General features: G+C 60.9%; 18 protein-coding genes and 1 pseudogene. 4 read left to right on the top strand and 15 right to left on the bottom strand.

The annotated features are described in order from the left end of the window. Positions 1-375: 375 nt before the first annotated feature. Positions 376-573: a hypothetical protein gene (locus VN623_RS07245; RefSeq protein ID WP_325569591.1), complete on the bottom strand. Its 198-nt coding sequence runs from the start codon at positions 571-573 to the stop codon at positions 376-378. Positions 574-791: 218 nt separating this feature from the next. Between VN623_RS07245 and VN623_RS07240 the strand changes: the two genes are divergently transcribed. Both VN623_RS07240 and VN623_RS07235 read left to right on the top strand, forming a co-directional pair. After that, positions 792-1373, top strand: coding sequence for a cytochrome b (locus tag VN623_RS07240; RefSeq protein WP_325569590.1), 582 nt, complete (start codon positions 792-794; stop codon positions 1371-1373). After that, a complete protein-coding gene (locus VN623_RS07235) occupies positions 1370-1951 on the top strand; it encodes a YceI family protein (RefSeq protein WP_325569589.1) in 582 nt (193 codons plus the stop codon). Before VN623_RS07240 ends, VN623_RS07235 begins: the two co-directional genes overlap by 4 nt. A 1-nt stretch (position 1952) precedes the next feature. Here the strand turns inward: VN623_RS07235 and VN623_RS07230 are convergent, their stop codons facing one another. The 9 genes from VN623_RS07230 to VN623_RS07190 form a co-directional block, all read right to left on the bottom strand. Continuing rightward, positions 1953-2933 carry a beta-ketoacyl-ACP synthase III gene (locus tag VN623_RS07230; RefSeq protein WP_325569587.1) on the bottom strand — a complete coding sequence of 327 codons (981 nt, stop codon included), beginning with the start codon at positions 2931-2933 and terminating at the stop codon, positions 1953-1955. Continuing rightward, positions 2930-4186: an adenosylmethionine--8-amino-7-oxononanoate transaminase gene (locus VN623_RS07225; RefSeq protein WP_325569585.1), complete on the bottom strand. Its 1257-nt coding sequence runs from the start codon at positions 4184-4186 to the stop codon at positions 2930-2932. Before VN623_RS07225 ends, VN623_RS07230 begins: the two co-directional genes overlap by 4 nt. Next, positions 4183-4830, bottom strand: coding sequence for a dethiobiotin synthase (gene bioD, locus VN623_RS07220; RefSeq protein WP_325569583.1), 648 nt, complete (start codon positions 4828-4830; stop codon positions 4183-4185). The genes VN623_RS07225 and bioD overlap by 4 nt, the downstream gene beginning before the upstream one ends. Then, complete coding sequence (locus VN623_RS07215) at positions 4827-5960, bottom strand: 8-amino-7-oxononanoate synthase (protein ID WP_325569581.1); 1134 nt, start codon at positions 5958-5960, stop codon at positions 4827-4829. The genes bioD and VN623_RS07215 overlap by 4 nt, the downstream gene beginning before the upstream one ends. Continuing rightward, positions 5944-7014 (bottom strand): biotin synthase BioB, encoded by a 1071-nt coding sequence (gene bioB / locus VN623_RS07210; RefSeq protein ID WP_325569579.1) that lies wholly within the window; start codon positions 7012-7014, stop codon positions 5944-5946. The genes VN623_RS07215 and bioB overlap by 17 nt, the downstream gene beginning before the upstream one ends. Positions 7015-7221: 207 nt before the next feature. After that, positions 7222-7659, bottom strand: a complete 438-nt coding sequence (locus tag VN623_RS07205; protein WP_325569577.1) for a DUF1178 family protein — start codon at positions 7657-7659, stop codon at positions 7222-7224. Positions 7660-7669: 10 nt separating this feature from the next. Then, the gene (locus VN623_RS07200; RefSeq protein ID WP_325569575.1) at positions 7670-8545 is read right to left on the bottom strand and encodes a carbon-nitrogen hydrolase family protein; all 876 of its coding nucleotides are present in this window, start codon (positions 8543-8545) and stop codon (positions 7670-7672) included. Positions 8546-8547: 2 nt separating this feature from the next. Then, positions 8548-8820, bottom strand: a complete 273-nt coding sequence (gene grxC / locus VN623_RS07195; RefSeq protein WP_325569573.1) for a glutaredoxin 3 — start codon at positions 8818-8820, stop codon at positions 8548-8550. Positions 8821-8949: 129 nt separating this feature from the next. After that, entirely contained in the window at positions 8950-9750 is an 801-nt protein-coding gene (locus VN623_RS07190; RefSeq protein ID WP_325569571.1) for a ComF family protein, read from the bottom strand. Between the two features lie 77 nt (positions 9751-9827). Here VN623_RS07190 and VN623_RS07185 point away from each other — a divergent pair, with 77 nt between their 5' ends. Then, on the top strand, positions 9828-10727 hold the full coding sequence (locus VN623_RS07185; protein WP_325569569.1) for a methyltransferase domain-containing protein: 900 nt from the start codon (positions 9828-9830) through the stop codon (positions 10725-10727). Here VN623_RS07185 and mutT read toward each other — a convergent pair. From mutT to VN623_RS07165, 4 genes are all read right to left on the bottom strand, one after another. Further along, positions 10696-11100 (bottom strand): 8-oxo-dGTP diphosphatase MutT, encoded by a 405-nt coding sequence (gene mutT / locus VN623_RS07180; RefSeq protein ID WP_325569567.1) that lies wholly within the window; start codon positions 11098-11100, stop codon positions 10696-10698. The two genes, VN623_RS07185 and mutT, sit on opposite strands and share 32 nt — an antisense overlap. Further along, the gene (locus VN623_RS07175) at positions 11097-11771 is read right to left on the bottom strand and encodes a thiopurine S-methyltransferase (RefSeq protein ID WP_325569565.1); all 675 of its coding nucleotides are present in this window, start codon (positions 11769-11771) and stop codon (positions 11097-11099) included. Before VN623_RS07175 ends, mutT begins: the two co-directional genes overlap by 4 nt. Positions 11772-11785: 14 nt before the next feature. Continuing rightward, a complete protein-coding gene (gene argJ, locus VN623_RS07170) occupies positions 11786-13033 on the bottom strand; it encodes a bifunctional glutamate N-acetyltransferase/amino-acid acetyltransferase ArgJ (RefSeq protein WP_325569563.1) in 1248 nt (415 codons plus the stop codon). A 115-nt stretch (positions 13034-13148) separates the two neighbouring features. Continuing rightward, entirely contained in the window at positions 13149-14066 is a 918-nt protein-coding gene (locus tag VN623_RS07165) for a peptidylprolyl isomerase (protein ID WP_325569561.1), read from the bottom strand. A gap of 416 nt (positions 14067-14482) precedes the next feature. Between VN623_RS07165 and secA the strand changes: the two genes are divergently transcribed. After that, on the top strand, positions 14483-17434 hold the full coding sequence (gene secA / locus VN623_RS07160; RefSeq protein WP_325569559.1) for a preprotein translocase subunit SecA: 2952 nt from the start codon (positions 14483-14485) through the stop codon (positions 17432-17434). Between the two features lie 174 nt (positions 17435-17608). On the opposite strand, the pseudogene VN623_RS07155 reads toward secA, so the two are convergent. Beyond that, positions 17609-17875, bottom strand: a pseudogene (locus VN623_RS07155) (hypothetical protein); the annotation flags it as partial.

Raw genomic sequence — 17875 nt, 5'->3', positions numbered from 1 at the left:
GTTTCAGGTCAGCAAGAATATCAAGCTCAGCAAATTGAAGGTCGGTGACAAGATAACCGTCAAGTACGCGATCAAGGACCGCAAACTGATGGCCTCGAAAGTTACGCCGGCGCGCTAGCAGGCGCGGGGCAAATTGCGATTCGCCGTCGAGGGTGTCGCATCAATGCAGATAGACAATCCAAGCTCGCTCCTAACCGGGAAGCCGAGCGCGTGCCCGGTGCAAACTTCCTCATCGTCGGACGATGCGAAATTTTCAGGCAATTCGGGTTTCAGGAACATTTTACCGCTCATCGTCTGGCTTGATCCGTTCGATTGAATTGCGAGCGCCGCAAATCACGCTCGCCGGGAATTTGTCCGCGAAGCGAGTGCAAAGATTTAGCGTTTGAATTTCTTTTGCTCGTCGAGCGTGTCGTCTTCCGACAGGTCCGAAAGCATACGGTCGAAAGCTGACACGTGGCCGGTTGCCAGGTCCCAAATCATTCCGACGGATGCGGCAAACATGGAGGCGGCGAGAACGGCGCTTGATGTTTCGCGCGCATCGAGCCGCTCACTGCAAACGTATGAGCGCTTCATTTTTCATCTCCAAATATCGGGGTTCAAGGCCCCGCAAATGGTGGATGGCCATCAGGCTAAAGTGTACTAATAAAGTCAAGTTAATTATCAGACTGAGCCTGACCCGTTGCATCGCTGACGAGCATACCCGGGCCCTTGAAAAAGCCGCGTTGTCCTCGCATTTCCCGGGCGATGAAGGCTTTGAGAGCCGTGATACGTCCGCGCATCACGAGGCACGCATGATCGTTCGCGACACATTGGAAGGTTATGGAATTGTCTCGCGGCTTTTCCATTGGCTGATGGCCGTCGCGATCGTCGCCATGTTCGCGCTGGGGTTATGGATGGTGCGGCTCGACTATTACAGTCCGTACTACAATTCCGCCCCGGAGCTTCACCGCAGCTTCGGGATGCTGCTCTTGTTCGCACTGCTCGTCCGCTGGCTGTGGCGCGCCGCTAATCCCAAGCCGCAGATCGACGACCTGACGCCACTGGAGCAAAAGGCCTCGTATGCCGTGCATTGGGGCTTCTACATCCTGCTGCTCGCCATAATGGTCAGTGGCTATCTGATCACGACCTTGGACGGCCGGCCCGTCGATGTATTCGGATGGTTCAGCGTCCCGTCGATTCTTCAGATGCGTGGACTAGAGGATCGCGCCGGCGACGTGCATCGCATCCTCGCTTACGCGGTCATCGGGCTCACCGTCATTCATACGGTTGCTGCACTCAAGCATCACTTCGTGGACAAGAGCACGATATTGAAACGCATGTGGTCGGGTCCATCACCCCCTTCGATTATTCCGAAAAAGGAAATGCATCGATGAAAGCCAGACTGGCAGCCCTCGCGGCCGTAATGACTGTCACGGTTCTTTCGACGTCGGCGATGGCGGCCGATTTTGTCGTCGATACCAAGAATGTCCATGCCTCAATAAATTTCCGCATCAAACATTTGGGTTTCAGCTGGCTGACTGGCCGCTTTGACAAATTTTCCGGCAACTTCTCATTCGACGATAAAAATCCCGACGCTTCCAAGGTCAAGATCGAGATCGATACGACAAGCGTCAACACCAATATGGCCGAGCGCGACAAGCACGTGCGAGGCGGCGACCTTCTCGACGTAGACATGTTTCCAACGGCCGTCTTCGAGAGCACGAGCGTCAAGTCGTCCGGTCCAGACAAGGCAACGATCGTTGGAAACCTGACGCTGCACGGCGTTACGAAGGAAATCACGATTGAGGCTGAGCGCGTCGGTGGCGGCGCCGACCCCTGGGGCGGCTATCGCGAGGGCTTCACTGGAACGACCAAATTCGCGCTGGCCGATTTTGGTATCGTGCGCGACCTGGGGCCGTCTGCAAAAGACGTCGAGCTCACTTTAAACATCGAGGGCGTGCGGCCGAAGTAGCTTACCAACGAAAGGCGACTGCACCCCCCGTCAATCCCGCCCCGGCGGCCGTCATCAGAACGATGTCGCCCTTTTCGTAGCGGCGCTCGTCGGCCGACATCGACAGCGTAAACGGGATCGTCGCCGCCGAGCTGTTGGCGAACTGCTCAATTGTGGAGAGCATCCGTTCGGGTACGATCTCTAATTGGTGCGCCACCGTCGCCATCATCCGCGCATTGGCTTGATGCGGAATGAAGTGCGCGACATCGCTCGCCACGGCGCCAGCACGTTTGAGTGCGTTTTCGGCCGCACTCGTCATCATAGCCACGGCTTCGGCATAGACCGCCTGGCCGTCCGACATCACCATCAGCATTTCGCCGGCGTCGATGCCCTTCGAAAATGGCATCCGGCTGCCGCCGCCCGGTATCGAAATAAGGTCGTAGTGCGCGCCTTTGGCCGCAAGCCGAGCGCCACGAACACCGGCGTCGGAACGGCCGGTTGGGGCTAACAGCACCGCGCCGGCCGCATCCGAGAACAGCACGCTGCTGGCGCGATCAGCCGGATTGATCCGTCGTGACAGAATGTTCGCGGCGATGACAAGCACCTTCGTGTCGTGGCTGCGCACGAAACTGTCGGCGAGCGTCAGCGCGTAGATGAAGCCCGCGCAGGCGCCGGCCATGTCGATGCCGCCGGCGTTCGAAAGTCCGAGGTGATGAGCAACGAGCGGCGCCGTCGGCGGCAGAAGATGGTCGGGCGTTGACGTGGCAAGCAGCAGCAGGCCGATATCGCGGCGATCGATGCCCGCGCGGGCGAGCGCCATCTCGCCAGCCTTGATCGCAATGTCGGAAAGTGCCTCGCCGTCCGCCGCATAGCGGCGCGCTTCGATGCCGGTCCGACGCTTGATCCAGCCGGGCTCAAGGCCAAGCCGGGCTTCGATCTCAGCATTCGGCACAATCTTCTCGGGCGCGTAGTGGCCAAGTCCGATGATCTCGACTCCGGTCATGCGCTGACCTCGTCGACGGCCTCGGCGAGTTTTTCGTAGACCGATTTCAGCTCATCGGCAGTCGCGCAGTAAGGTGGCATGACGTAGACCGTGTTGCCCAAAGGCCGGAGCAGCACGCCGCGCGCCAGGAGCTTCGAGCGCAGTGACAGCGCAACGTTATCGAGATAGCCACCTGCACGGCCGGTAAGCTCCACCGCTGTAATCGTTCCGATCTGGCGACCATTCGCAAAATGCGGATCACCCTCTAGGCCCTCCAGGCATTGTTCCTGAGCGGCCGCGAGGGCCGCAATCCGCTCGCGTACCGGCTCCGTGCGCCAGATTTCGAGATTGGCTACCGCGGCCGCGCAGGCGATGGCGTTGCCTGTGTACGAACTCGAATGAAAGAAAGTACGTGCCCGATCTTCGGAGAGATGCGCTGCATAAATCGCTTCGCTGCACAGCGTTGCGGCGAGCGGGATCGAGCCGCCGGTAATACCCTTGGCGACACAGAGAATGTCGGGCGAGATATGCGCCTGCTCTGAGGCAAACAGCGTCCCCGTACGCCCGAAGCCCGTCATCACTTCGTCGGCGATGAAGAGGACGCCGTATGCTGAACAAATCCTGCGCATTTCGGCCAGCGTCGCGGCGTCGTAAATCAGCATGCCGCCGGCGCCGAGAATCAACGGTTCCAATATGAAGGCCGCCGTGTCGCCGCTCCGGCAGGCCTTGTCGAGCGCGTCGAATGTCAGCTGTTCGCGCCCTGCCGCCGGGTAAGGGATGCGTTCGACGTCGAACAGCAGCGGCGCATAGGCGGCGTTGAAAACGCCACGCGCGCCTGCCGACATCGTGCCAACCGTATCGCCATGATAGGCGTGTTCGAGCGCCAGGATGCGCGTGCGCTTTTGGCCCGTGTTGCGCCAATAGCCAAGCGCCATCTTCAATGCGACTTCGACCGCCGTCGATCCGCTGTCGGAAAAGAAAACGTGCGCGAGACCGCTGGGTGCGATCTTTATAAGTTCGCGTGCCACGGTTTCGGCTGGCTCGTGCGTGAAGCCGGCAAAGACCACCTGGTCGAGCTTGTCGGCCTGCTCTTGGATGGCGCGCACGATTTTCGGATGGCGATGCCCGTGCGTAATGACCCACCACGAGGAAATGCCATCGAATATCCGTTGCCCATCGCTCGCTTCGAGCCATGCGCCCTCGGCCCTGGAGATGGGAAGCATTTGAGGTTCAAGACCGTGTTGCGTGAAAGGATGCCAGACGGGCGAACTCATGGGCCGTTGGCTCCAAGCCCGAGAATGTCCGGAACAGAAAAGTTTGCCGCGAAGGCATTGCGCAACGTCGTGCTGTCGAGTGGATCGAGCCGCGGCAGCCGGCCCAAATGCTTGACGCCGCCGAAGGCCGCGATCGTGCGTTCGGTATCGACGATCTCGTCGCCGATGAAAGCGACGCCGAGGATCGGTATGGCGCGGCGCTTCAAGGCTTCGATCGAAAGCAGCGAGTGATTGATCGTGCCGAGCCGGGTCGAAGCACAGAGAACGAGCGGGAGCTTCCACTCGGCGACGAGGTCGACCTGCAGCAACTTGCGAGTCAAAGGCACATCCAGCCCACCCGCCAATTCGATCACCAGCGGGGCCGGCAACTGGTGCGGCCGCAGGTGTGCCGGTTCAATTTGAATGTCGTCGAGCTCCGCGGCAACGTGCGGTGATGCGGCTGTCCGAAGCCGGTAGGTCTCGAGCAAAATGCGCGAGGCCTTGAGGCCGCTCAACCGCCGCACGACTTGCGAGTCGGTTTCGCCTTCGAGGCCGGCTTGCACCGGTTTCCAGTAATACCCGTCGAGCGCCTGTGTCAGCGCTGCTGCAAAGACGGTCTTGCCGATGTTTGTGTCGGTGCCGGCAACCACGACGCGTGTGCTCATGCGGCGATCTCCGCTTGCGCCGCTGCGAGGTCGGAAATGAGCTGAGAGATTACGCTCTCCTCCGTGTTGAGCGTCACGGTCAGGCGCAGACGCGCTGTGCCCTCCGGTACTGTCGGCGGACGGATGGCCCGAATGTCATAGCCGCGCGCCTTGAGCGACGATGCCAGCGCAACCGCCCGGGTATCGGCGCCGACAATGATCGGTTGGATTTGTGATCCGGAGGGCGCGAATGAAGTCTTGGACCTAAGTTCGCTCGCCGTGAATGAAATCAAACGGTGCAGTTTCTCGCGGCGTTGCGGCTCCGCGCGGCATATCTCAAGCGCGGCGCGAACGGCTGCGGCGACGAGCGGCGACGGCGCCGTTGCGTAAATGAAGGCACGGGCTCGGTTGACGAGAAAATCGCAAATCGTGCGCGGCGCCAGCACCAAGCCGCCCATCACGCCGAGCGCCTTGCCGCACGTATGCAGCGTCACGACGTTGGCGCTACCTTCGAGATGCGCCGCAAGCCCCCGTCCATCCGGACCGAAAACGCCGGTCGCATGCGCTTCGTCAACGATCAGCATGGCATCGTTGCGGAGAGCGATCGCCGCCAGGTCGTCGAGCGGCGCGCGGTCGCCGTCCATGCTGTAGAGGCTTTCGACAACGATCCAAGGCTGTCCCGTTGCGCCCGCCGCGCGCCACGCCGTGATGACATCTTCGACACTCTGCGGGTCGTTGTGGCGGGCCGCCGCCGCATCGGCCTTCGAAAGGCGCATGCCGTCGTGAGCGCTCGCATGGATGAGTTCGTCATAGACGATCAGGTCGCCGTGCGATGGCAATGTTGCCAGTAATGCGGTGTTGGCGATGAAGCCGCCGCCGAAAAACAGCGCCGTTTCGGCACCGAAGAACTGCGCCGCTTCGTGTTCGAGCGCTTCATGCTCGGGATGATTGCCGCGCAGCAGTCGCGAGCCGCCCGCCCCAACCGGCACACCGCGCGCGATGGCCTGGACGATGGCGTCCGCCAGTTCCCGCGACTGCGCGAGACCCAGATAGTCGTTCGACGTGAAATCGATTCCGTGCGGGGTTTCGAGTGCCCTCAAACGGCCCCGGCGCAACAGCGCATCGAGCGCACGCTCATGATTGCCGGACATCCTGCCGTCCCGCGCTAGGTCCGGGCTCATGATCAGAGGATGGGTCCAGATTGAGTTCAAGAGCCGAAAGCCCGAGCTTGGCAAATAAGCGGCTGTCTTTGTCGTCGCCGGGATTGTCGGCGGTCAGCAGCATATCGCCGACGAATATCGAATTGGCGCCGGCGAAGAAGCATAGCGCCTGCGTTTCGTCGCTCATCTCGGTGCGGCCGGCCGAGAGGCGCACGAACGACTTCGGCATCATGATGCGCGCTACCGCGATCGTGCGCACGAAATCGATCGGATCGATGCGCTCGGCATGTTCAAGCGGCGTGCCCGGAATGGCAACGAGCATGTTGATCGGCACACTTTCGGGATGCTCTTCAAGGTTGGCGAGCGTGACGAGCATATCGGCGCGATCGTTGCGGCCTTCGCCCATGCCGACGATACCGCCCGAGCAGACCTTCATTCCGGATTCACGGACGCGCGCCAGCGTGTCGAGCCGCTCGGCATACGTGCGGGTCGTGATGATCTTATCGTAATAGGCTTCAGACGTGTCGACGTTGTGGTTGTAGTAATCGAGGCCGGCGTCGCGCAGCCTCACGACGTCGTCGTCCGACAGCATCCCGAGCGTCATGCACGTTTCCATGCCGAGCGCCTTCACGCCTTCGACCATCGCCACGACGACGTCCATGTCGCGCGATTTTGGACTGCGCCAGGCGGCCCCCATGCAATATCGCGATGCGCCCTGCGCCTTGGCCTTCTTGGCTTCGGCGATGACGCGTTCGACCTCCATCAGCTTTGAGGCTTTGAGGCCGGTCTTGTGGTGCGCGGACTGGTTGCAATAGCCGCAGTCCTCGGCGCATCCGCCGGTCTTGATCGACAGCAGACGGCTTTTCTGCACCTTATTCGGATCGAACGAGGCGCGGTGCACGGTTTGGGCGCGGAAAAGCAAGTCCATGAACGGCAGATCGTAAAGACCCAGAGCCTCGCCGCGCGTCCAGTCATGGCGAAGTGCGGCCGCCGCGCGGCCCGGCGTTCGTGCGGATGTATCCAGTCGGGTGACGCTCGATGTCATCGTGGGCGATCTCCGCCAGGAGCAACGCCCCCTGGTCTTCAGACGATGTTTGCACTGCTTCCGGCAGGTCCTGCAACCGCCAAAATGCCTCTCCGGCGATGGACCGGTGGCTCCATATAGTGAATGGCTAACGTGAGATTGAGCTAGGGCTCGTTTTTACGATCAAGTACGCAGTGCATGCGCCGGGTCTGCGAAAATCGTTGACCGTCAATTCAGGTCTTCGGGCAGCGGCGGCAGAATGCCGAACGGCACGCCGTCTTCGAGCATTTCCTTGGCTTCCTCGGCCGTTGAGTTGCCGCGAATGCGCCGTTCCTCGGCTTCTCCAAAATGTATCTTGCGCGCCTCGTCGGCGAAGCGCGAGCCGACATCTTCCGAATTCTCGATGACGCTTTGCTGGAACGCGCGAAGCTTGCCGAGCACCGACTCCTCGGCTTCGTTTCCGCGGCCTACGGAGAGCGGCAGTGGCGTCTCGGAGCCACGCCCCTTCACGACCGCCGGTGCCATCGGCATCTTGGTTATCTCTTTCGAGCCGCAGATCGGGCACAGGATCAGGCCCGACTGCCATTGCTTGTCGTAATCGCCGATCGCGCGAAACCAGCTTTCGAATTCGTGGCCCGCTGAGCAGCTGAGGCGGTACTTGATCATGGCCTTTGTTTTACGCTTGCGGCGCACCTTCCGGTGTCTTGCATTTAACGACGACGACATCAAATGCGCGGTCGTGCGTCAACGACGGAATTCTGCGACGGATAACGTCGATGCTTCGGGTATCGATATCCGCCGTAACGACGCCCGGTTCTATGCCACCGTCGGCTAGAACCTCCCCCCACGGGGAAATGATCAGGCTGTGCCCGAAAGTCTCGCGGCCATTTTCGTGCAGCCCACTCTGTGCGGCTGCAAATACGAATGTTTCCGTCTCAATCGCCCGCGCCTTGAGCAGTGTGTGCCAATGGGCCTCGCCGGTGATGCGGGTGAATGCGGCAGGGCTCGCGACGAACTTGGCGCCGCCTTTGGCGAGAGCGCGATGCAAGGCGGGAAAGCGCAGATCATAGCAGATCGTCAAGCCCAGCGAACCCCACGGCAGATCAGCGAGAATGGCGCTCGCGCCCGCCTGATAGTTGACACTTTCGCTGTAGACCTCGCCATTGCCGAGATCGACATCAAACATATGGATCTTGTCGTATCGCGCCGCAATGCTCCCGTCCGGCGCGATGAGGTACGAGCGATTGGCTAACCTGCGTTCAGCGACCTTCACTGCGATCGAGCCGATATGCAGCCAGATCTTGCTGTCGCGGGCGGCAGTGCTGAAGGCTTCAAGCGCCTTATTGCCCGCTTCCGGTTGCGTCTCTGCCATCAGACGCGCCGGCTCGAGCTCCATCAGCGCTGTGTTTTCCGGTGTCTGAACGTAGTCGGCCTTTTGAGCGGCAGCCTCGCCGATCAGCGCCAAGGCGTCGGCCACATTGCGTTCGACGCTACGGCCCGAGCGCATCTGAACCAGGGCGGCGCGAAAAGTCGTCTCGGAAGACGTGGACATGATCAACGCGTTGCTTCGGCGTGGGTCAAAAGTGCATCGAGTTTGCCGGAACGCTCGAGGTCGAAGAGATCGTCACAGCCGCCGACGTGCACGCTGCCGATCCAGATCTGCGGTACTGTTCGCCGTCCGCCGGCGCGGGCGCTCAAATCGGCGCGCAAATCGGTGCGGCCGGTGACATCGATTTCCTCGAAAGTCGCGCCTTTGCGCCGTAATAAATCTTTGGCCATGTGGCAGTAGCAGCAATTGCCCGCCGTATAGACCATCACCTTATGCATGTCGCCGGCGCCTCTCTATACGCCAATTTCATTGCGCGAATCAAAGTTACCGCGTTCGCGGGACCATGCAACCCAGCCTAGCCCATTTGCGCCGCTGTGCCGCGCTTCTGCCACGGCATTTTTCGGGCCTCAGGAATGCGCATCCGACACGATCGCCAGGGCCAGTACGTCGACACGTCGCGCACCGGCGCGTTTCAAGACCGCAGCCGCGGCGGAAGCCGTCGCGCCGCTTGTGACGACATCATCGATCAGAACTATGGCTTTTCCAGAGACTGCGGGCAATTCACTTGGCGGAACGCGGAATGCGCCCGCCACGTTTCGGCTGCGTTGCGCCCGCGTCAGGCCGATCTGATGCGCTGTTGCCCGGGTGCGGACGAGGGCAAACGGCCGGACGGGCTTGTGCGCCTGCTTTCCGGTTTCGATAGCGAGGATTTGTGCCTGGTTGAAGCGGCGTGATATCAGCCGCCATCGTGCCAGCGGCACCGCCACCAGCAAATCGGCGTCTTTAAGGATCTCCTGGCCCGCTTCTACAAGCCAGCGTCCGAATAGGCGGCGCGCGTTGTGGCTGTCGTGGAATTTGAACGCGTGAATGAGTTCGCGCATCAGCCCGTCGAAACGGGCAACGGCACGGGCGCGGTCGAAATCAGGCGGATCGGCGATGGCCGCAGCCGACAGCATCGGTCCTCCGATGTCGAACGGCATCGGCAGTCCCATCCGGTCGCAAAGCGGCGGACGGATAAAGTTGATTTGCCGCCAGCACGCCGGACAGAGCGCATCGTGGGCCGTGATACGGGTTTGGCATGAGAGGCAGAGGGGCGGCAGCACGACATCGAGGGCGGCGCGTCCGATTTGGGTGAGGGGCCGAAGACGCCTGACGCCCCAGGCGCTGGGCGCTTCGGCGCAGTCATCATCGAAAACGGCTTCCGGCACGGCTATGATCCCGTTTGCATTGCGGAAACCTAGCGCAACAGGCTATCGCCAGCGAGCTATTCTTGGAAAAACATGCAATGCCCGGCGCTCCGCAAATTTTTGACCGCAGGCTCATCCGAGCCAGGCGCGACCGCATCGTCGCCTCGGGTTCGGCGCCTGACTTTCTCCTGGAGCGCGTTGCCGATGATTTCGCGGAACGTTTAAGCATTATACGCCGCGAGTTCCCGCGTGCGGCCTGCCTCGGCGCGTTCAGTGGCCTGCTGACGCGACGACTCGAGGCGCTGCCGAACGTTGGTGAGATCATCGACGTCGATCCCTCACCGCAATGTCTGAAGCTCGCAACGGGTCAGCGGATCGCCGCGGAAGAAGAGGCGCTGCCGTTTGCGCCGCGAAGCCTTGATCTGGTGGTTTCCGGGCTATCGCTGCAACTCGTCAACGATCTGCCGGGCGCCCTCATTCAGATCAACCGGGCGCTGAAGCCCGACGGGCTGCTGCTCGCCGCGTTGCTCGCAGGTGAAACGCTGAAAGAATTGCGCGAAGCCTGGCTTCTGGCGGAAGACGAAATGCTCGGCGGAGCTTCCCCTCGCGTCGCGCCCTTTGCCGACGTCCGCGAACTCGGCCGCCTGCTGCAGCGCGCTGGCTTCGCCCTTCCGGTCGCCGATAGCGATCTTGTCCGGGTGACGTATGCCTCCCCACTGGCCCTTATGCGAGAGATCAAGGCGATGGGCGCTAGCAACATGCTCACCGAGCGGCGCCGCATACCGGTGACGCGCGGACTGCTTTTCCGGGCGTCAGAGATTTATCAACGCAAGTTCGGCCAGCCCGACGGCCGCATACCGGCGACATTCGAAATCATCACGTTGACGGGATGGGTGCCGCACGAAAGTCAGCAGAAGCCGCTGTCGCCCGGCTCGGCGCAAGTTCGCCTTGCCGACGTTTTGAAACCTAGGCCAAAAAATCCCGAAGCCAAGGAATGAGCGGCTCGTCCGCGGGTGGCATCCGGTAGCGTGAAAGATGCAGCGCGTGCACCCATTCGATGGTCTGGCCCTCGCGCGGCGCGATCTCTCCGTCCCAGGTTCTGCAAATATAGAGCGGCATCAAGAGATGGAAATCTTCGTAAGCGTGACTGGCGAAGCTGAACGGTGCAAGGCACGTACGGCAAAGTTCGATGCCGAGTTCTTCCTTGATTTCGCGAAATAACGCGCCTTCAGGTGTTTCGCCCGGCTCGACCTTGCCGCCTGGGAATTCCCAGAGACCCGCCATCGGCTTGCCCTCGGGCCGTTTTGCAATCAGCACCCGCTTGTCGACGTCGATCAATGCCACCGCCGCGACGAGGAGCAGCGGCTTCATGCCTGACGCTCGATTGGGTGACGCCTGAGCAGATAGGTCGTCTCTTCGAGCCTGGTGACGCCACGCTTTCTCAGGTTGGCGCAGGCGGCGAGCCCGTCGTGCGCATCGAGCACGGCAACTTTGAACGTCTCGCCAAAAAGGCGCTCGATTTCCTGCCGCGGCACCGAGAATGGCGGACCGGAAATCTCATGCTCGGGATAGTCGAGGGCGACGAGAAAAATAATAGCGTCGCGCGGCAGGATGTGAGCCAGCGTCTCGGCGTAGCGTTTCCGCTCGGCTGCAGGCAGCGCAATCAGCGCCGCGCGGTCGTAAACGGCGACGACGTCGCTCAGCGCCTCGGGTCGCAGATCGAAAAAGTCACCACAATAAAGACTGAATGGTCCCGCGGAGGAAATCTCGAAATCGCCTTCGGACGTTCTAGCGGGCGTCTGTCCGCCTTCCGTAAAGAATTCGCGAACGGCGATGTCCGACAGCTCGACGCCAATGATGCGATGGCCTTGCGTCGCCAGCCAAATCATGTCGCGGCTCTTGCCCGCCATAGGCACGAAAACAGCGCTTTCACGAGGCAGATTGAGCAATGGCCAAAGCTGTTTCAATTGCTCGTAAACATGCGGCTGATGAAATGCGATGTCGCGGTTTTGCCAACGCTGCTCCCAGAAGGCTTTGTCCATGAATGTCTCTGCTCTCAGCTTCGGTAGTCGGCGTTGATCGAGATGTAGGCGTGCGTCAGGTCGCAAGTCCAGACCGTCGCCGCGGCGTTTCCAACCCCAGCATCGATGCGGATCAGAATGTCGCTATTCTTCATGTAGGCCGCCGCGGTCTTTTCGTCATACTCCTCGGCGCGCTCGCCGTTGCGCGCAACGCAATGCGGGCCGAACCAGATCGTGAGCTTGTCGCGGTTTGCGGCTTCGCCCGATTTGCCGACGGCCATGACGACGCGGCCCCAATTTGGATCCTCCCCCGCGATGGCCGTCTTGAGGATCGGCGAGTTGGCGCAGGCGAGCCCGATTTTGCGAGCAGCCGACCACGATTTGGCACCCGCGACCTCGAAAGTCACGAACTTCGAAAGTCCTTCTCCGTCCTTCGCGACCTGGATCGCGAGATCGCGCATCAGATCGTGCAAGGCGTCGGAGAACGCCTGCAGTTTTTTCGATTTCGCCTTGATGACGGGCTTTTGACCGCGCGCAGCGGCCCGTCCCGTCGCAAAAATGAGGCACGTGTCGCTGGTCGACGTGTCGCCGTCGACCGTCATGCAGTTGAACGTCGTTTGCGCATGCTGCGTAATAAGCGCCTGCAGGGCTTCCGCCGAGATCGCCGCATCGGTGAAAATGAAGCACAGCATCGTCGCCATGTCCGGAGCGATCATCCCGGCGCCCTTGCAGAAGCCGTTGATCGTCACCTCGGTATCGCCGATCAGCGCCGTTCTGGTCGCCAACTTCGGATACGTGTCGGTCGTCATGATGGCCCGGGCCGCCTTGTCAAAAGCGTCAGACTCTGCGCGCCCGGCGAGTTCGGTCAACAGGTGCGCGAATTTCCCCGCATCCAGCGGCTCGCCGATAACCCCTGTCGAGGCGACGAACACTTCGTGGGGCTTGCAACCCACCGCTTCCACAGCGCGTTCGACCGTGATGTCGACCGCCTCGCGCCCGCGTTTGCCAGTAAAGGCGTTGGCATTGCCGGAGTTGACGACGATGGCCCGCGCGCTGCCCTTCTTGAGGTGCTTGCGGCAGATGAGAACCGGCGCCGAAGCGGTCTTCGATTGGGTCAAGACGCCGGCGACCGAGGTGCCCTCGTCCAGCACGGCGAGCAGAAGATCGGTCCGCCCCTTGTAGCGAATACCCGCCTCAGCCGTCGCAAAGGCGACGCCGTCGATCGGCGGCAGGCTGACGAGCGCTGCCGGCGCAAACGGAGAAACGCTTGAGACTTCTCCCATGGACAACCTCCGAAATGAGCGCGAGGCTCCCTGAAACAGATCGGGCCGCTATAATCAAGCGGCCCGGCCAACAATCACAAAAGAGATGCCTGAGCTGCGGCTATGCCCCCGGGCCCTAGGGCGTAGGTGTAGGCGTCGGCGTGGTTTCCGCAGGCTTGGCGGCGCCGCCCGACGGGGCCGCCTCGAGCGCCTTATTGCGGTCGTCGATCGCCTTTTTGATCTCCGGGTCGACTAATTCGATTTTCGACTTTCCGCGAAGCTCTACCGCGGACTGTTGCGCCTTTTTCAAGAGCAACGATTGGACGATCCGGTCTTTCACGATGTCGAACGCCGGCGGCTGCTTCGTTCGGCGGTCCTCGAGCTTGACGAGATGCCAGCCGAACTGCGTCTTGACCGGATCCGAAACCTCACCCTTCTTCAGCTTGAAGACGATATCTTCAAACTGCGGCACCATTTGCCCGTGTCCGAAGTAGCCGAGGTTGCCGCCATCGTCTTTTGAGCCGGGGTCCTTCGAGTTTTCCTTGGCGAGCTGCACAAAGTCGGCGCCGTTGTTGAGTTTTTCTTTCAGCGCTTTGGCCTGTTCTTCGGTTTCGACCAGGATGTGCCGCGCCGATACTTCTTCCTCAGGCTTCAGGAGTTTGACCTGATCATCGTAGATCTTGCGTGCATCGGCATCGCTGACGGAAGCCTTGATGACCTTCTCGAAGTAAAGTTCACGCAGAGCCCGCCGCTTCAAGTAGTTGAGCCGCGTCTCGAAATCCGCGCCCTGATCCAGTTTCGCGCCTTCGGCGGCTTCGGCGAAGAGCTGGTTGTCGATGAGAAATTCAAGTAGCGACATGCGCTTCTGCGGGGCTGGCATGGTGCCCATATCGGAACCAATCTCGCTCTCCGCGACGCTGAGGTCGCCCTCAGTGATCGGTTTGCCATTGATTGTGGCGACGACCTTATCCTCAGCGAAGGATGGGACTGCCGACGACCCGAACGCCGCGGCCGCGAGTGCCACGGATAGAACGGTAAGGGCGATGCGCTTCATCGGCGATAGACTCCGCTTTTGCGATTGGGGATCGGCCGTCTGCGCTAAAAAAGAGAGCGTGACGACAAATGCCGCACCTAAGCAGGCGGCAAGTGGGCCTCGATAGCCGCCTGGAGCCGGAAATCCAAGTTAATATTTCAACATTGCTGCCGCACCACCGAACTATAGTCGCCAAGCCCCGTGGCGTGGCCCAATACATTGACAGTCGGGGGGGCGAGTTCTTATGTCTGCCCGTGAACGATCGGGGTCTTCGGCCCGTCTCGACCGCGCCACAGCGCCGAGGGAAGGTTTGATGCAGGCGTGGCGGGAACTCCTCGCCGCGCATTTTTTGCTGAATGTTGCCCCCCGGCAATTTCAACCGCAGTCCCAGCCGCGTCAAAGCGTGCGGGTCATGACTTCGAGGACGGATTTCAAACATGCTCTCGTTCGGCGGCTTCGCTTCCAAAATCTTTGGCTCTTCCAACGAAAGGAAGGTCAGGGTCTTCCGCCCGCGCGTTGCGGCGATCAATGCGCTCGAAAGCGAAGTCGAGAATTTGACCGATGACGAGCTGCGCGCCCGCACGGTAGCTTTCCGTCAGCAGTTGAAGGATGGCGCGACGCTCGACGATCTGCTGGTGCCGGCCTTCGCGACGGTTCGCGAAGCCGCCAAGCGCGTACTTGGCCAGCGCCATTTCGATGTGCAGCTGATCGGCGGCATGGTGCTTCACCAGGGCGATATCGCAGAGATGAAAACCGGCGAAGGCAAAACGCTGGTCGCGACGCTGCCCGTCTATCTGAACGCGCTGACGGGCAAGGGCGTCCACGTCGTCACCGTCAACGATTATCTTGCAAAGCGCGACGCGGAATGGATGGGGCAGGTTTATCGCTTCCTCGGCCTCACGGCCGGTTGCGTCGTGCATGACATGAGCGATGAAGAGCGCAAGGCCGCTTACGCGTGCGACGTGACCTACGGCACGAATAACGAACTCGGCTTCGACTATCTTCGCGACAACATGAAAATGAATCTGTCGGAGATGGTCCAGCGCGGACACATCTACGCCATCGTCGACGAAGTCGACTCGATCCTGATCGATGAGGCGCGTACGCCGCTGATTATCTCAGGTCCGCTCGAAGATCGCGCCGAGCTCTATCAGACGATCGACAACTTGATGAAGATTGTGGAGAAGGAAGACTTCGAGCTCGATGAGAAGCAGCGCCAGGTCTCCTTTACGGAAGCCGGCAACGAGAAGATGGAAAATGCGTTGCAGGCGGCCGGGATGCTGCAAGGCACGCTCTATGACATCGATAACGTCACGATCGTCCACCATCTCACTCAAGCGCTCAAAGCCCATAAACTCTTCCAGCGCGACAAAGATTATATCGTCAAGTCCAACGAGGTCGTGATCATTGACGAGTTCACCGGCCGCATGATGCCGGGACGCCGGTATTCGGAAGGTTTGCATCAGGCGCTGGAAGCTAAAGAGCACGTCGAGGTTCAGCCGGAAAACCAGACGCTCGCTTCGATCACGTTCCAGAATTATTTCCGCCTCTACAAGAAGCTTGCCGGAATGACCGGCACCGCCTTGACCGAGGCGAGCGAGTTCATGGACATTTACGGGCTCGAGGTCATCGATATTCCGACCAATGTTCCGGTCTGTCGCATCGACGAAGATGACGAAATTTACCGGACGCAAAAAGAAAAGCTCGCCGCGATCGTACAATCGATCGCCGAAGCGGCCAGCCGCGGCCAGCCGATTCTCGTCGGAACGACATCGATCGAAAAGTCGGAGCAGCTGTCGGCGCTCTTGAAGGACGAGAAGTACCTTCGTAACCTAGCCCGCTCGCTCGACGATCAGGCCGCGGCCATCAAGCCCGGCAAGGACGAGGAACTGCGCAAGCATCTCACCGACATGGCGGCGCTGCTGACCAAGTTCGCTTCGGATGCGAAGGGCAAGCGCGATCCGATCGTGCATAATGTTCTGAACGCCCGCTATCACGAGCAGGAGGCGCCCATCGTCGCCCAGGCCGGAGTCCCGGGCGCGGTCACGATTGCGACCAACATGGCCGGTCGTGGAACCGATATTCAGCTCGGGGGCAACTCCGAATTCCGGTTGCGCGATTGGATCAATGAAGAAACCGCAAAGGGCACACCGCCCGACGAGGCCGCGATCACGAAAAAGCGTGTCGAACTCGTCGCCGACGTTGCCGACAAGAAGCAGAAGGCCATAGATGCCGGCGGCCTCTACGTGCTTGCAACCGAGCGTCACGAGAGCCGGCGCATCGACAATCAGCTCCGCGGCCGTTCGGGCCGCCAGGGCGATCCCGGCCGGTCGAAGTTCTATCTCGCGCTCGATGATGATTTGATGCGCATCTTCGGTTCCGAGCGCATGGACAAGGTTCTGCAGACGCTCGGCCTCAAGGAAGGCGAGGCGATCACCCATCCGTGGATGAACAAGTCGCTCGAGACGGCGCAGAAGAAGGTCGAGGAGCGCAACTTCGACATCCGCAAGCAAATCCTCAAGTATGATGACGTGATGAATGACCAGCGGAAGGTCATTTTCGAGCAGCGGCTCGACATCATGGGCGTCGATGACGTTTCCGAAACTGTGACCGAGCTCCGCAATCAGCTCGTCGATGAATTGGTCACCCGGTTCATTCCGCCGGCCGCCTACGCCGAACAGTGGGACACGAAGGCTCTTGAGGAGCAGACGAACGAGATATTCGGCCTCGAGCTTCCGATCGGAGCCTGGGCCGCCGAGGAAGGCATCGCTGACGAAGAGATCAGAGAGCGCCTCAAGGCCGCCGTCGATGCCAATGCCGCAGCAAAGGCCTCTGAGCTTGGCGCCGATCTCTATCGCCAGATCGAGAAAATGGTTTTGTTGCAGTCGCTCGACCATTTGTGGCGCGAGCACATCGTGACGCTCGAACATTTGCGTCAGGTGATCGGCTTCCGCGCCTACGGGCAGCTCGATCCGCTGAACGAGTACAAGTCGGAAGGCTTCATCCTGTTCGAAAATATGCTGGGGCGCTTGCGCGAGAACGTTACCGGCCAGCTGATGCACGTCGAGCTTGCACCGCCCGAGGAGCAGCCAGCTCTGCAGCCGATGGAGCTGCCGCCGATGGAGGCACGTCACCTCGATCCGGTGACCGGTTACGACGAGTTTGAACCGGATCCCGAGCTGGCGATGGCCGATGCAGCGATTGCAGGCGCACGTGCGCGTCGCAATACGAGGCCCGAGCCCGAGAAGCGTGCGCCTGTTCAAAGCCGCCGCAGCGATACCGCACTCAATCCCGCCGATCCCGCAACTTGGGGGCGCGTATCGCGCAACGCGCTTTGCCCGTGCGGCTCAGGCAAGAAGTACAAGCACTGCCACGGCAAATATGCCTGAAGCCGGCGGCGTCGGTTCGTCGGCGCACGTTCAGGAGCGAGAGCCTCGGTTCTGATTGAAACAGAACCCGAGGCTCTCGCTTTTTGTTTTGATGCGTTTTTGGATGCGCGGACGAGTTGCCGCCAGACAGGCCGTCGGGGTGTTCGGGGACAGTGGTCCCGCTACGCGGTCGCGTTATTTGGCCGCCGAGAATCGGTTCTCAAACGAATTGGCCTGTACGATCGGCTGCGAACCGGCGACGGTATCGTTTGCCGTGGCAGCGGGCGCGTTTGAATTGCCCGAGAGCGACGGTTTCAATGACGGGTGGGCGGCGGCCTGTTTGGTATCCGATTTCGGGGCCATTTTCGACGCCGATGCTTCCGGGTGCTGCGGCTCGTGGTGCCTGGCCTCGTTGATTCTCGGTTTCGCTGCGACCGAGAGGGGCTGGGGTGGCGCGCCTGC

Source organism: Hyphomicrobium sp., assembly GCF_035572195.1.
Taxonomy (GTDB): Bacteria; Pseudomonadota; Alphaproteobacteria; order Rhizobiales; family Hyphomicrobiaceae; genus Hyphomicrobium_B.
Note: the sequence above shows the minus strand (reverse complement) of the source record. Positions and strands in the feature narration are given on the sequence as shown.